10 protein-coding genes are annotated in these 12,984 nt (G+C 54.4%); 3 read left to right on the forward strand and 7 right to left on the reverse strand.

What is annotated here, in order from left to right:
- Window positions 1–55: 55 nt before the first annotated feature.
- On the forward strand, window positions 56–1,342 hold the full coding sequence (locus tag KTH_RS02825) for an ABC transporter ATP-binding protein (protein WP_497616325.1): 1,287 nt from the start codon (window positions 56–58) through the stop codon (window positions 1,340–1,342).
- Window positions 1,339–2,745 carry a hypothetical protein gene (locus KTH_RS02830; RefSeq protein WP_497616327.1) on the forward strand — a complete coding sequence of 469 codons (1,407 nt, stop codon included), beginning with the start codon at window positions 1,339–1,341 and terminating at the stop codon, window positions 2,743–2,745. The genes KTH_RS02825 and KTH_RS02830 overlap by 4 nt, the downstream gene beginning before the upstream one ends.
- 56 nt (window positions 2,746–2,801) lie before the next feature.
- Here the strand turns inward: KTH_RS02830 and KTH_RS02835 are convergent, their stop codons facing one another.
- The 3 genes from KTH_RS02835 to KTH_RS02845 form a co-directional block, all read right to left on the reverse strand.
- A complete protein-coding gene (locus KTH_RS02835) occupies window positions 2,802–3,590 on the reverse strand; it encodes a TerC family protein (protein ID WP_111322987.1) in 789 nt (262 codons plus the stop codon).
- A gap of 126 nt (window positions 3,591–3,716) precedes the next feature.
- Window positions 3,717–4,889 carry an AI-2E family transporter gene (locus KTH_RS02840; RefSeq protein WP_170142611.1) on the reverse strand — a complete coding sequence of 391 codons (1,173 nt, stop codon included), beginning with the start codon at window positions 4,887–4,889 and terminating at the stop codon, window positions 3,717–3,719.
- A gap of 252 nt (window positions 4,890–5,141) precedes the next feature.
- Window positions 5,142–5,375 (reverse strand): helix-turn-helix domain-containing protein, encoded by a 234-nt coding sequence (locus tag KTH_RS02845; protein ID WP_111322991.1) that lies wholly within the window; start codon window positions 5,373–5,375, stop codon window positions 5,142–5,144.
- Between the two features lie 541 nt (window positions 5,376–5,916).
- On the opposite strand from KTH_RS02845, the gene KTH_RS02850 reads away from it, so the two are divergent.
- The gene (locus KTH_RS02850; protein ID WP_170142612.1) at window positions 5,917–7,056 is read left to right on the forward strand and encodes a site-2 protease family protein; all 1,140 of its coding nucleotides are present in this window, start codon (window positions 5,917–5,919) and stop codon (window positions 7,054–7,056) included.
- Window positions 7,057–7,469: 413 nt separating this feature from the next.
- Here the strand turns inward: KTH_RS02850 and KTH_RS02855 are convergent, their stop codons facing one another.
- From KTH_RS02855 to KTH_RS02870, 4 genes are all read right to left on the reverse strand, one after another.
- Window positions 7,470–9,020 carry an ABC transporter ATP-binding protein gene (locus KTH_RS02855; protein ID WP_497616330.1) on the reverse strand — a complete coding sequence of 517 codons (1,551 nt, stop codon included), beginning with the start codon at window positions 9,018–9,020 and terminating at the stop codon, window positions 7,470–7,472.
- Between the two features lie 12 nt (window positions 9,021–9,032).
- Window positions 9,033–9,947, reverse strand: a complete 915-nt coding sequence (locus KTH_RS02860) for an ABC transporter permease (protein ID WP_497616332.1) — start codon at window positions 9,945–9,947, stop codon at window positions 9,033–9,035.
- 4 nt (window positions 9,948–9,951) lie between these two features.
- A complete protein-coding gene (locus tag KTH_RS02865; RefSeq protein ID WP_111322999.1) occupies window positions 9,952–11,244 on the reverse strand; it encodes an ABC transporter permease in 1,293 nt (430 codons plus the stop codon).
- Window positions 11,245–11,340: 96 nt separating this feature from the next.
- Window positions 11,341–12,411, reverse strand: coding sequence for a BMP family lipoprotein (locus tag KTH_RS02870; protein WP_497616334.1), 1,071 nt, complete (start codon window positions 12,409–12,411; stop codon window positions 11,341–11,343).
- Between the last annotated feature and the right edge of the window lie 573 nt (window positions 12,412–12,984).

Consider the following 12,984-nt stretch of genomic DNA (forward strand, 5'->3'; position numbering starts at 1 on the left):
ATAGATGCAAGATACTGACAACAGGACGTTATCACGAAGTGAAGTATTTCCACTTATGTTTTCGTATACCGCGATTCGCTCGCGCTTCAACAACACCCTTATCACGCTTTGCTGTCTGCTTTTCCTTGAGGGTGGTGTGCTCCTGCTCGTTCTCATGCTCCTGCCCGTCCACGCATCGTTCAAGTGGGGAGGGGCGGCACTCGCGCTGCTTCTGCCCATCATCATCCTTATAAAAATGCGGGCACCGCTCCACACGCGCCATTGCCTGACAGAGAGCGAGCTGACAGTGCGCTATGGCACCTTCGTGGCCACAGTGCCCCGTGCGCTGATTGAGGTAGCAGAACCTGTGCAGAAACGGCTTTCCCCGTTTCACAGCACAACCCCGCTCTATGAGCAAGATGAGCAGCAATTGAACGTCTGCTTCTCGGAACAGGGACAGGTGTTACTCCGGCTGCGTAAACCGCTTCCCCTGCTCATCGGCCAACACGAAAAGCCTGTCCGCTCCATACTGCTAAACGTTGATGAGCGTGATAGCTTTCTCCGGCTGCTCGCTCAAGAGGAGAAGACGGTGCATCACCTTTCCGGAGCGCTGTATGAAGCGATCCCGGAGGAACAAGCGGCCATCACTATCGAGGGCCTGACCGCCCGATTCGGCTCCCTGAGCGCTGTGGATAACCTGACTATCCGGGTGCGGCGCGGTGAGATTTACGGGTTTCTGGGAACCAATGGAGCAGGCAAAACGACAACAATCAAGATGCTGGTCGGTCTGCTGCAACCGACAGCGGGTCGGATCACGCTTGCAGGCTATGACATCTGGCAAGAACCGCTTCCAGCAAAACAGCGTCTCGGGTATGTGGCAGACCGGGCCATTCTCTATGAACGCCTGACCGGACGCGAGTTTCTGACGTTTCTGGCGAGCGTGCGCCGTGTTCCCCGGGCTCGGGAACGGATCAGTTCACTCCTCGAACTGCTGGACCTGAGCGAGCATGCAGTGCGCCCCTGCGGTACCTATTCACTCGGGATGAAGCGCAAGCTTTCCCTTGCAGGAGCTCTGCTGCATCAACCGGACGTACTGGTGCTTGATGAGCCTCTCAACGGGCTGGACCCACAAAGCGCGTTTCGGCTCAAGCGGCTCCTGAGCGAACAGGCTGCGGCAGGCACAACCATTTTTCTCTCGCTGCATGACCTGGCGACGGCTGAGAATATCTGTCAGCGAGTGGGCATTATCCACAAAGGACGGTTGCTTGCTGAAGGGAGTCCCGCCGAACTATGCACCCTGCTGGCCGCTCCCGATCTGGAAACGGCCTTCCTCAAACTAACACAAGGAGAGGTAAATGTATGATATATATCTGGCAAGCCCGCTTCCAGAGCCTCCTGAATGGGCTACGCTATGAGAAGCCCATGCGGGTGGCGTTACCCTTCATGGTGTTGTTTGGCCTGCTTCCGCTTGGCTGGATGGTTGCAGACCTATCTCCCTGGCAGGTTCTCGGAGGAAGCTGGCTGCTTGTCGTTCTGCTCGCGCTCTTGAGCATCCGTACAAGCCTGAATAGCACCAGTACACAGCTTCTCTTGCTGCTTCCCTTCACACCGCGTACCCTCTGTTATACCGTGCTTGGCGAGCTCATCCTTGAACAGAGCTGGCCGCTCCTGACACTCTCAGGTGGCTCGCTCCTCTGGCTTGCGTCCAGGCACATGAACATATGCTGGCTGCTGCTCCTGTCAGCGGGCATGTTGCTTGCGCCAGTCTGTGCCCTGCTCGGCTTTCTGCTTGCTCGTTCTCTGGCAAGTGGTGCGCTGTGGAGGCGCCTGTGCTCGCTTATGGCGCTCGTTAGTGGGCTTCTTTTCATGAGCATCGCAAAGCTGCTCACGCCTCAACCGGAAGCGCTTCTGCTGTTACTCTGCTGTCTGCTGGCGCTGCTTCTTGGCCCGCTGGCACCACTTATCGGGAAGTTATACGCATCTGTCTTCTACCAGCAGCAGGCATCCCGGCGGCACCGGCAGGCAGTTCCCGGGATGCGCCCGCTTCTCGCCTGGCTTGAGCGCAGGAACAACCCTGAAAGTGCCTTTCTGTTCAAGGCACTGCTGAACCAGAGCCGTAACCCGTTTACCTGGATCCGAACGGGCATTATGGTGCTGCTTGTTGCCCTTTTTCCTCTGGTCTATCCATACGTGCAGGGATACGCGTCAAAGAGCGTCGTGGCAACGCTGTACGCGCTTGCGGTCACGCTATTCCACGTGCTGGAGCCGGGTACCTGCGCGCTCGGCGGAGAGGGAAACCGCCTGACGCTCCTGCTGACAGCGCCACTCAAGCCGGCCCATCTGCTTCGTGCCCGCTTGCTTGTCTTTCTGTTATTGATCGTCGGGGAGGGTCTGTTCATCGGTGCGCTGCTTGGTTGGTGGCTTCATCTCACCGCACAGGAATATGCGAGCATGTTCACTACTGTCTGTCTGCTGCTCAGTGGCTGCACGACACTGCTTGTCTGTGGAAGCGCCCACGATGCCGACCTGAACCAGGCAGCCGAGACACTGGCCGAGCGCCTGCTACAAGAAGAGGGCCCGTTCACACCCCTGCGGATGCTTCTGCTCGGGATTTGTCTGGGCTATGCGTTTGGTTCGAGTGTGCTACTCTGGACGCTCCCATTCTGGTATGCTCTGCCGCTGCTCAGTGTTCTGACGGGGACGCTATTCCTGTTGAGCTGGCGTTTCGGTCTGGGGGGACTCACCAGGCTTGTCAAGCCGCACTAAAGAAGAAGGCAACGTTCCGACAAGAGGGAAACGTTGCCTTCTACATTTTTCTCAACTTATTTCTTCACTGCTTCGCCTGTCTGATCCTGCACACTTGTGGTCTGGCTGTCGCCATTCTGTTTCTGCTGCTTCTTCTGATGGGTCATCCACCAGACGTAGAGAATGAAACCGAGCATAATTACAAGCACGATCCCACGAATCACAATTTCTGCGTAGGGGAGATTCTGCATCAGCCAGGGGCCAAGCCGCTGGTCCTCAAGGATCATTGAGGCTGCCGTCCAGGCAAGAATCAGGCTGGCAACATCAATCAACCAGGGAAGTTTCGACATAATCGCCGAAATAACCGCACTACTCAATAACAGGAAGCCGATACTGACAATCAGGCCGAAAATAAGTACCCCGATATGCCCATCTGAGAGTGCGCCCACGGCCAGCACGTTATCAAGGCTCATTGTCACATCAGCGACCAGAATGGTGATTAATGCATTGAAAAAGCTCTTCCCCTTTTTCTTCGATTGTGAAGCCTGTATCTCTGCCTCATGCTGCTCTGGATCTTCTTTCTCCTCTTTCTCAAAGAGCAACTTGATCGCGATATAGATAAGAATCAGGCCGCCTATTGTTTGCAGAAGAGGTATTTCAAGCAAAAAGGCGGCCAGAATCGTAAAGGCGATACGGAGGATAACAGCACTTCCACCACCAAGCAGGATCGCCCACCAACGCGTGCGCTTCTCCAGACCGGCGGCGGCAGCGCCGATAACAAGCGCGTTGTCCCCACTTAACACAAGGTCGGCCAGAATAATACTTCCGACCGGAGCCAACAAACCAGCGAGTTGATTCCAGTCCATAATATAGCTCCTCTATTGCATCTCTTGCAAGATATCTTGTGTCTGAAGCATTCCATTCCTACCCCAAAACATCAGACACGTTCAGAGGGAAGCTGTAGAGTCGTGCAACAGCTTCCCATGTTCCATTTATGAGCCTGAAGCCGCTTCGACCTCAGAAGCATGCGCCAGTTTTTGCGTTTTCTCTGACTCATCTCCATCTGAAGTAAACTCATCCGGGTGGCTCTCCTTCCAGGTTTTCCAGGCTGCAATGATAATCGCCTGCACAATCCCGGCAGTAATCGAGGCAAACAGCGCCCCTGCAATCCCGAAGAGCTCTCCGCCAGCCAGCAGCGCCAGCAACGAGACAACGGGATGTAGCCCGACCGCCGGGCCGACAATACGCGGGCTCAGAATATTGCTTTCCAGCACCTGAATCGCGATCAGGAAAGCAAGCGCCAGAACAGCAATAATCCACCCCTTTGTCAGCGCCAGGAGGATGCAGAGGATCCCGGTTATAAAGGCCCCGATGACCGGGATAAAGGAGAGGACAAAGGCCAGCACACCCAGAAATACGGCATACGGCACACCAATAATTGCCATATAGAGACCGGTCAGCGTACTCAAAATGGTGGAGAGCAGCAACTGACCGCGAATATATCCACCGCCAATCCGTTTGAACGTTTCAACAAGAAATGTGACGTTCTTGCGCTGGCTGCGTGGTGTCTGGGTTTTCAGCCAACGCGCGACCCGAGGGCCATCGATCAGCAGATAAATGCTCATCGTCGCCACAATCAGGGTATTAATCACGACATTGAATACCCCTTTGACAATGCCCGCCGCCTGTTGCGAAAGCGTGCCAAGCTGCGAGCCAAGCTGACGCCCAAATTGCAGCAGCGTGTCATAGATCTGCTGCTTTGAAATGTTCAGCCAGTCCAGATTCAGCGATGCCAGAAACGTGATAATCGGGCCATCACCTCGGATGATCGCCCGCTCAATGTTCTGTTCTAAAGAACGTGCCTCTTGAAATGCTGTTCGACCCAGGAAATAGAGCAGGACACAGAGCCCCATGAACAGCACGAGATAGACCGTTGCTATCGCCAGAGGTCGCGGCACATACCTCTGTAAAAATGTCACTGCGGGATAGAGAGCATAAGCCAGGAGCACAGCTACTGCCAGCAGGATCAGCGAACCGATTACCCACTGCAACAACCAGCCAATCACCAGCGCCAGCACAATCCAGACCAGGACCGTGAGCGAGATGACGAGCCGCCGTGTCCAGTTCCAGGGCTGCTCTCTCCTCGTTTCAGTTCCTCTGTTCAATCTTTCTCCACCTTTCAGAAGTCTCCAAACCAGCCAGACTTCAGAAAACGCTCTTTGAAAAAGGCACATTCTCTATAAACGAAAAAGAGATCGCAATATCAAATCCCCTACCCACTTTCAGCCTATCATTGTTCACAATCTGTACGTTTTCGGAGAAGCGGTCAGGAAAAGGAGCGCGGAGTGAGGAACCATTGCGGTAGATAGCCAACAAAAAAAGGGAGGCAATCTAGATTGCCCCCCTCGTGATCTTGCTTAGCTCGACAGGGTTGAGCCGCTGAGCAACTGATCCAGCGTGATCTTGCGTACGCGATATCCTCTCCGCTTGCCGCGGTGTGGCAGGGTCACGGCCTCAAGCGCACCTGTCTTAATCCAGCGGCGCACGGTCGTATCATCCACACGAAGCTGACGTGCAACCTCGCGTACGGTCAAGAGTTCGTCAGCAGGTCGGGGTTTGCTCAGATCAAGTTTTTCTTCTCGCACTGTCATGGTATGAACCTCCTCTGGTTTTCTCATTTGTGTACAAGATTCTCTATCGTCATTTTAGACTCGTATTTTCACCTTCGTCTGCCCGTCTCACCCCTCAGCAACCATGCTGATTACTGCAAGATGTATGAGACGCAAGGACATTCTTCTTTTCTGCCCGTCTGGCGACCGGCCTCACCGTTCCAGCATCCGCGAGGGCTTGCATACAGGGATAGAGAGAAATATGCACTCCCTCCCGCTTTTCAGGGAGGCGTTGTCGGCTGCGCGAGCCATCACCCTCCACTTCCCTGAACGGTCCCTGAGAGCCAGGGTCGGAGACGAACGGTGTTGCTATGAAAATTCGGTATGCGATTTGCGCACTATAGATGTTGTGTATGCAAAAGAGGTAATACGCCTAACGTATCCTCAGGTTCGTTTCAGCTCTTTCACAGCCTCAGCTTACGAAATGAGATTATGATTTCAGTATAACGCTGTTTTCTATCTATAGCAGCAAATGCACACTGTGATCCACCACACTACATCGACTAGTTTTGGAGCGCAATATATGCCGGACACGTTTCATCCTGGACGCATTGCCGGAATAGATATACATATTCATCTGAGCTGGTTCATAGCCTGTATTCTCCTGGTCTTCTCACTCGGCGCAACGTGGTACGTACAACTAGAGCCTGAATGGACCTTTGAGAGCTACTGGCTCTCCGCTTTGCTTTCCGCCTTATTGCTTTGCATTTGTTTATTGTTACACGAATTAGCCCATATTTTCGTTGCACGTTTCTACAGGTTGCGGATCAAAAGCCTCCATTTTTTCATTTTTGGTGCATTTCCCGAGTACGAGCAGGAACGATATCCACAGAAGCCAGGCCAGCATATCGCCATCGCGCTTGCAGGGCCGCTGGTCAGTGCGTTGCTTGGCACAATCTTCTACCTGCTCTCCCTACCGCTTCGCGGAACGCACCTTTTCATCGAAGCGATCTGTGACTTTCTGTATACGATGAACCTCCTTCTCGCGCTGCTCAACTTGCTTCCCGGGCTGCCGCTGGACGGGGGACAGATCCTGCACCAGCTCCTCTGGAAGAAGACCAGCAATCGGACCCGGGCCACGACCACCGCAACAGGGATCGGTCTGCTGCTTGCATACGCGCTTATTCTCCTCGGTATCGTCTCCTTTTTTATCAGTCAGGCCACAACAATCATTGGCCTGTGGACCGCCTTCATGGGCTGGTTCCTGCTCAGTGCATCTCAATGGCTTGGCCATCGACACCATTCCGGCATACAGCAAACAACCGTGCGTCAGGCATTGGTTGAAGAGCCTCTTCTTATCCCTTCGCATATATCGCTCTATACTGTTATAAACGATTATTTTCAGCCCCACGCACACGAATCAGCTCTTGTAGTACAAAATAGCCAGTTCGCAGGTATTATTACGCTCGAAGATATCCGACGCGTCGAGCGTTCGCAGTGGCCCCATACGCCGGTCAGCTATGTGATGCGGCTCGCGGACCAGCTTCACACGGTACAAGCAGAACAATCACTCTACGATGCGTTGGAATTGATGATCACGCACAACCTGCACTATCTGGCGGTCATCGAGGGCACATGCCCGATTGGCCTGCTGAGCCGTAAGCACGTGGCCCGCCAGCTTCAAGCATCCCGGTTACAGGGAGCGGAAATAGTCCATCCTTAGGCTCTTCACATGTACCGTCTCTTCTTTTTCCACTTTATGATTGTCTATCCGCTGCTATACATTCTTTTCTCTTGAGTATATCGTATGATTGTTCTATTTTCAAGCATTTTTTACGCCAAAAATCAGGAAAATACAAAGATACGAAAAAATAGAGACGGAAATACACGATTGAGAGGCATTTTCAGGTTCAGTTCAGGAATCTCTCAGGCTCTTTTCAGTCATATCGCTTATACTACAGACAAGGTATCTCTGGCGGGTGTTCTGTTATATGTCGATACGCTAAAGGGGCTGATCGATGTTTCTTCTATAAAAAAGAGATACCTTCTATGTGACCACACGAAACGAGCTTGTTACACCTCTTATGCAACAAGCTCGTTTTTTTCTATGGCGACGATAGGTATCCCGGAGAAACGCTACGAGGCTTCTTCCAGACGGCAGCCCGTCATCAGAATGCCGAGCTCCTCATCTGAGACATCCGGGGAAACAATGTCGACAATGCGTCCCTCATACATAACCGCTATTCGGTCCGAGAGGGCGCGTATTTCGTCCAGTTCGGCGGAGACCACCAGGACAGCCTTACCGGCGTCGCGTTGCTCAATAATGCGGCGATGAATAAACTCGATCGCGCCAATGTCCACACCTCGCGTTGGCTGTGAGGCAATCAGGACCCGAGGATCAGACGAAAACTCACGAGCGATAATCACCTTCTGCTGATTGCCGCCCGAGAGCGCCCTGACCGGTGTCTTCGTGTTCGGAGCGCGTACATCAAATTCCTGCATCAGGCGACGCGCCCAGGCGGCAATGCTACGCCAGCGCAACACCCACCCACTCCGGGAGAAACGGGGCCAGCCCTCGCGCCCGAGCATCATATTCTCTTCAATGGAGTCAGCCAGCACGAGTCCGCTTCCCCGGCGGTCTTCTGGCACGTGCGCCACACCGACCTTGCGCACCTGTTGCGCGTTCAGGGAGGTAATATCACGATCGCGCTTGTTCTCTTTATCGCCGGTGCTCATCGTAATGCGTCCCGCGGTTGCCTTGCGCGTTCCCGTCAGCACCTCGACCAGCTCAGATTGACCGTTGCCCTCAACGCCAGCCACGCCCAGAATCTCGCCCGCTTTCAGCGTAAAGCTGACACCGCGCAGCGCTTCCAGCCCTCGATCAGAGCGGGCATGCAGGTTTTCCACAGTGAGCACATCGGGACCCGGTGTGGCAGACTGCTTCTCCACACGCAGCAGCACCTCGCGACCAACCATCAGACGCGCGATCTCGGCCTGATTTGTCTCGCGGGTGATGAGCTCGCCCACATTGCGCCCGCGCCGCAGCACCGTAATGCGGTCAGAGAGCTCCAGAACCTCGCGCAGCTTGTGCGTAATGAAGATGATCGTCTTTCCTTGCTCCACCAGGCCACGCAGGACACCAAACAGCTCATGCGTCTCCTGGGGCGTCAGCACACCAGTTGGCTCGTCCATAATCAGGATATCAGCGGACCGATAGAGCGCCTTAAGGATCTCAACCCGCTGCTGAAGCCCGACCGAGAGCTTTTCAATGCGGGCATCGGGATCAATCGGCAGGCCATACTGCTCACTCAGTTTCTTGACGACATCACGGGCACGACGGACATTATATCCGGTTGCAAGGCCGCCCGGCTCATGACCGAGCACAATATTTTCCGCGACCGTCAGCGGCGGGATCAGCATAAAGTGCTGGTGAACCATGCCTATACGGCGGCGGATTGCGTCGCGCGGGCTCCCGATATGGACCGCCTCATTGTTCACCAGAATCTCGCCAGAATCGGGCCGAATCAGACCGTAGAGAATATTCATCAGGGTTGACTTGCCAGCGCCATTTTCACCCATCAGGGCGTGAATTTCGCCCTTGCGCACCGCCAGATTGACATGATCGTTCGCGATCACGCCGGGCCACGCCTTGCAGATATCGCGCATCTCAACTGCCAGTTCTTGCATGTTCCCTTTCTCCTACTCTGAACCCGGCTCATAGGGCACGCCGCTTGCGGCAGGCGGGGTTGTCCTGCCAACCAGACCAACCAGCGCCACAATCGTCAGGATATAGGGCAGCATGTTCAGCAGGTTGGGTGACATCCCGGTATCCTGAAGACGCACGCTCAATGCCTGACCGAGACCGAAAATCAAACAGGCAATCGCCGTTCCCACAGGCGTATACTTCCCGAAAATCATCGCTGCCAACGCGATAAAGCCGGCGCCAGCCGTCATGTTCGCGTTAAAGACTCCGGCAATACCCAGTGAGAGGAAGCTTCCAGCGAGCCCGGAGAGCATGCCGCCAGCAATCACGCAGCTATAGCGAATCGCCCGGACATGAATACCGGCAGTATCAGCCGCCTCGGGATTCTCACCGACGGCGCGAATCCGCAGGCCTATATTGGTGCGGAACAGCAGGAAATGCATACCGATCAACACCAGAATCGCCATATAGAAAATGACATTCTGTTGCAGGACCAGGGGCAGGCCGCCAACGCTCGGCAGGCGCAGGGACGCCGGGAGACCGGGCACACCCTGACCCGCCGTCTGCACGATCAGCAGGTAGTTCGTCAGGCCTAGCGCGCCGATATTGATCGCGATCCCGCTGACGATCTGGTTTGCCTTGAAGTTGATCGAGGCCACCGCGTGAATCAGGGCCATCAAGCCACCGGCAATCATCGCGCTGATGACACCGATCAGGACATTCTGCGTCGCCAGCGTCATCATGACCGCGGCATATGCGCCCGTCAACATCATGCCTTCCATCGCGATATTGACCACGCCGCTGCGCTCAGAAATCACGCCACCCAGGGCAGGCAGCAACAGGAGCGCTCCGAATTGGAGCGTTGCTTGCCAGAGATCACCCGAGGTTAATACTCTCAACAATACGTCCATATTTTCACTCCTCTTTGCTGCGAGCGGATTTTTCTTCGGCTGCCTGCGGAGGCTCCTTCGTCACCGGCCTGGCTGCTGGACCGGCAACAGCCAGCTTCCGCTGAAACGGATTCCGTCGCGTAAACTTACGGGCCAGAATGGGCAGGAACTCGGTCGCAACGCTGAAGAGAATCAACGCCTGAATGATATAGGAGAGGTCACCGGGAACCCCGGCCCGCAACTGCATAATCTGGCCACCAGAGCGCAACGCGCCAAAGAGCAGCGAGGCCAGAAAGACGCCGATTGAGGTCGAATGCCCCAGCAGCGAAACACCAATCGCGTCGAAGCCTGTCGAGTCGCTGCGGAAAACCGAGGCGATCAACTGATAGGGGAAGCGCCCCATCAGTGCCAGCGCACCGGCCAGCCCGGCAAAGCCTCCCGCAAGCGCCATCGCCAGCACCATGTTTCGCTTGACCGAAATGCCGGCATACTCAGCCGCACGCGGGTTCTGGCCCACAACCTTCGTCTGATACCCGAATGTGGTGCGCGCCGTGATGAACCAGTAGAAGACCAGCACGAGAATCGCGATCAAAAAGCTGACATCGACAAAGTATTGTTCCGGGCGCTCAATTGGCGGCAGGAAAGTGCCCAACGTCTGATTATAGAAGACAGCCAGCCGGGGCAGGCGCACCTGAACCGGCATCGACTGTGTCTGGTTAGAGAGCTGCGGAGCCTTGAACGGTCCGCTGATTAAAAAGTCGGTGAAAAAGAAGGCAATCCAGTTCAGCATGATCGTGGTAACAACCTCATGGGCCCCGCGCCATGCCTTGAGAAAGCCAACCAGACCGCCCCAGATCGCACCGGCCAGCACACCACCCAGAATCATCACGGGGATGAGCAGCCAGCCGGGCCACGACGAGCACGTCAAACCAAGAATACCCGCTGTCATCGCGCCCATCGCAAGCTGTCCCTCAGCCCCGATGTTGAAGAGCCCGGCCCGAAAGGCGATCGAGACCGACAGGCCGCAGAGAATCAGCGGAATCATGTTATCCAGCGTGCTGGAAAAGTTTTGCAGGGTGCCAAAAGCTCCGAAAAAGAGCGCATCATAGGCCGTCAGGGCTGCTGTAAAGCGTTCGTCAAGGGTGCCCTTTGATGTCACAATAATCATGATGCCACCGAGCACGATTGCCAGCACGACAGCGATCAGGGGACGACCGAGGGAATTGCGGAGCTTCTGAAGTATAAGGAGCAGGGCGGAAGGTGACTCATCCGGCCCGGATGACCCCTTCGTTCGAGATGGCGCTGTTGGCACGGCCATAATAGCGCTTCCTCCTTCGTGAGATGTGACTGAAGCAAAAAGAGATGTAAGGGCGAGAGGGTCCTGCTCCCACCCTTACACTTTTTCTGGAAGAGACTATGCCGGGATTTCAGAAGGGACTTTGAGCGAGCCATCCTTTATCTTCTTCGCGAGCTCGTCGGCCTTCGCTTTTGCGTCTGCCGGAACTTTGTCGCTGACGGGTGCATAGCCAACGCCATCATGTGCCAGATCGAAGAGAGGAGGATTGTTCGAGAACTTGCCGTTCACAAAATCTTTGACAGTGGCATACACTGAAGTGTCAACCCGCTTCACTGCGCTGGTAATCACGCTCTTGTTCACCTGGCTCTGGTCGGCATCCACGCCAATGCTGAAGACGCCTTCCTGCTCGGCAGCATCAAGTGCACCAACGCCACAGCCGCCTGCATCCTGGAAGATGATGTCAGCCTGATGCTGGTTAATCATGCTGAGAGCGGCATCTTTACATTTTGCGGTCGCCTGGAAATCCTGGGTGTAGGTCACCAGCACGTTGATCTTCTCGTTCACCTGCTTGGCGCAATATTTGTAACCGGCAATATAGCGATTCACCGGAGGAATCGACTCACCGGCAACCACGCCAATGGTGTTCTTCCCGCGCAGTTCGGGAATCTTGGACTTGCCATCCAGCTCCATTTGAGCCGCGATCGCGCCTACAAGACAGCCCGCCTCTTGCTCGCTAAAATAGAGAGGTGCAACATTGGGCAACGTTGCGCACTCGCTTTTCCCGGCAGGCACAGCACAACCATCAATGATTGCGAATTTTTTGTCCGGGAACTGCGTTGCAACTTCATAGACAGCCTGCTGCATCAAAAAGCCAACCGCGAAGACGAGATCAGCCCCCTGAGCTGCGGTCGTGAGGTTCTTGATGTAGTCGGATTCATTCTTCGATTCAATAACCTGCTTGGTAAAACCAAACTCGTTCATGGCTTTGGTGTAGCCCTGAAATGCCAGATGGTTAAAACTCTGGTCGTTCAGGCCCCCTTTATCTGTGACCAGAGCCACCGAGGCTTTACTTGCCCCGGTATTCGTATTATTGCTCGATGACGTGTTCCCGCCGCCACATGCCGTAAAGATAAACGCGCATCCGGCAAGCAGCAGTGCAACACGGGCAAAAACATCGAGTCTTCGCATACTGCGCTTCCTTTCTCCCTTAAAGAGTTCAAATATCTTCCCCTCTGGAACAGACAGGCCGCTCCTTCTGTCCGCTAAACGGGGTTCTTCAGCTAAATGAGCGATGAACCCGACAGTACTACGTCTCAAAAAGATGAGTTTCTCACCATGCTTTCAGGCACACAGCCCGAGATCTGAAACGGCACACCGTTTCCTCGCTCAAGAATACCTACACATAATAGAGGAAAAGTAGGAGAAATGGCAATAGGTTTCCTGGTTTGAGAAGAAAGGAAAGGGCTTGTAGAGCAAGCAAACGGCCTTGAAAAAATTTTAATAGGATCTTTATTTCTTTCGCTCATCTTTCTTGTATAATGGATATCCATTCGGACTTCACTCAGACATTTCTATTGTAGAAAACATCGAATATGGCCCGAGGAATCAAGGAACCATGTTCATCTCTTTTCCGAGTTGAATCTATTTTTCTCTTTATGCAGAGCGTGAAGAACTTGCTCCTTTTACCCACAACACACTCTATCCGGTTAGAGGTCGCTCAGCGCGGACAGATTCCATAGAAGCGCATGTCAGGCAGACTCA

The organism is Thermosporothrix sp. COM3, from assembly GCF_059696735.1.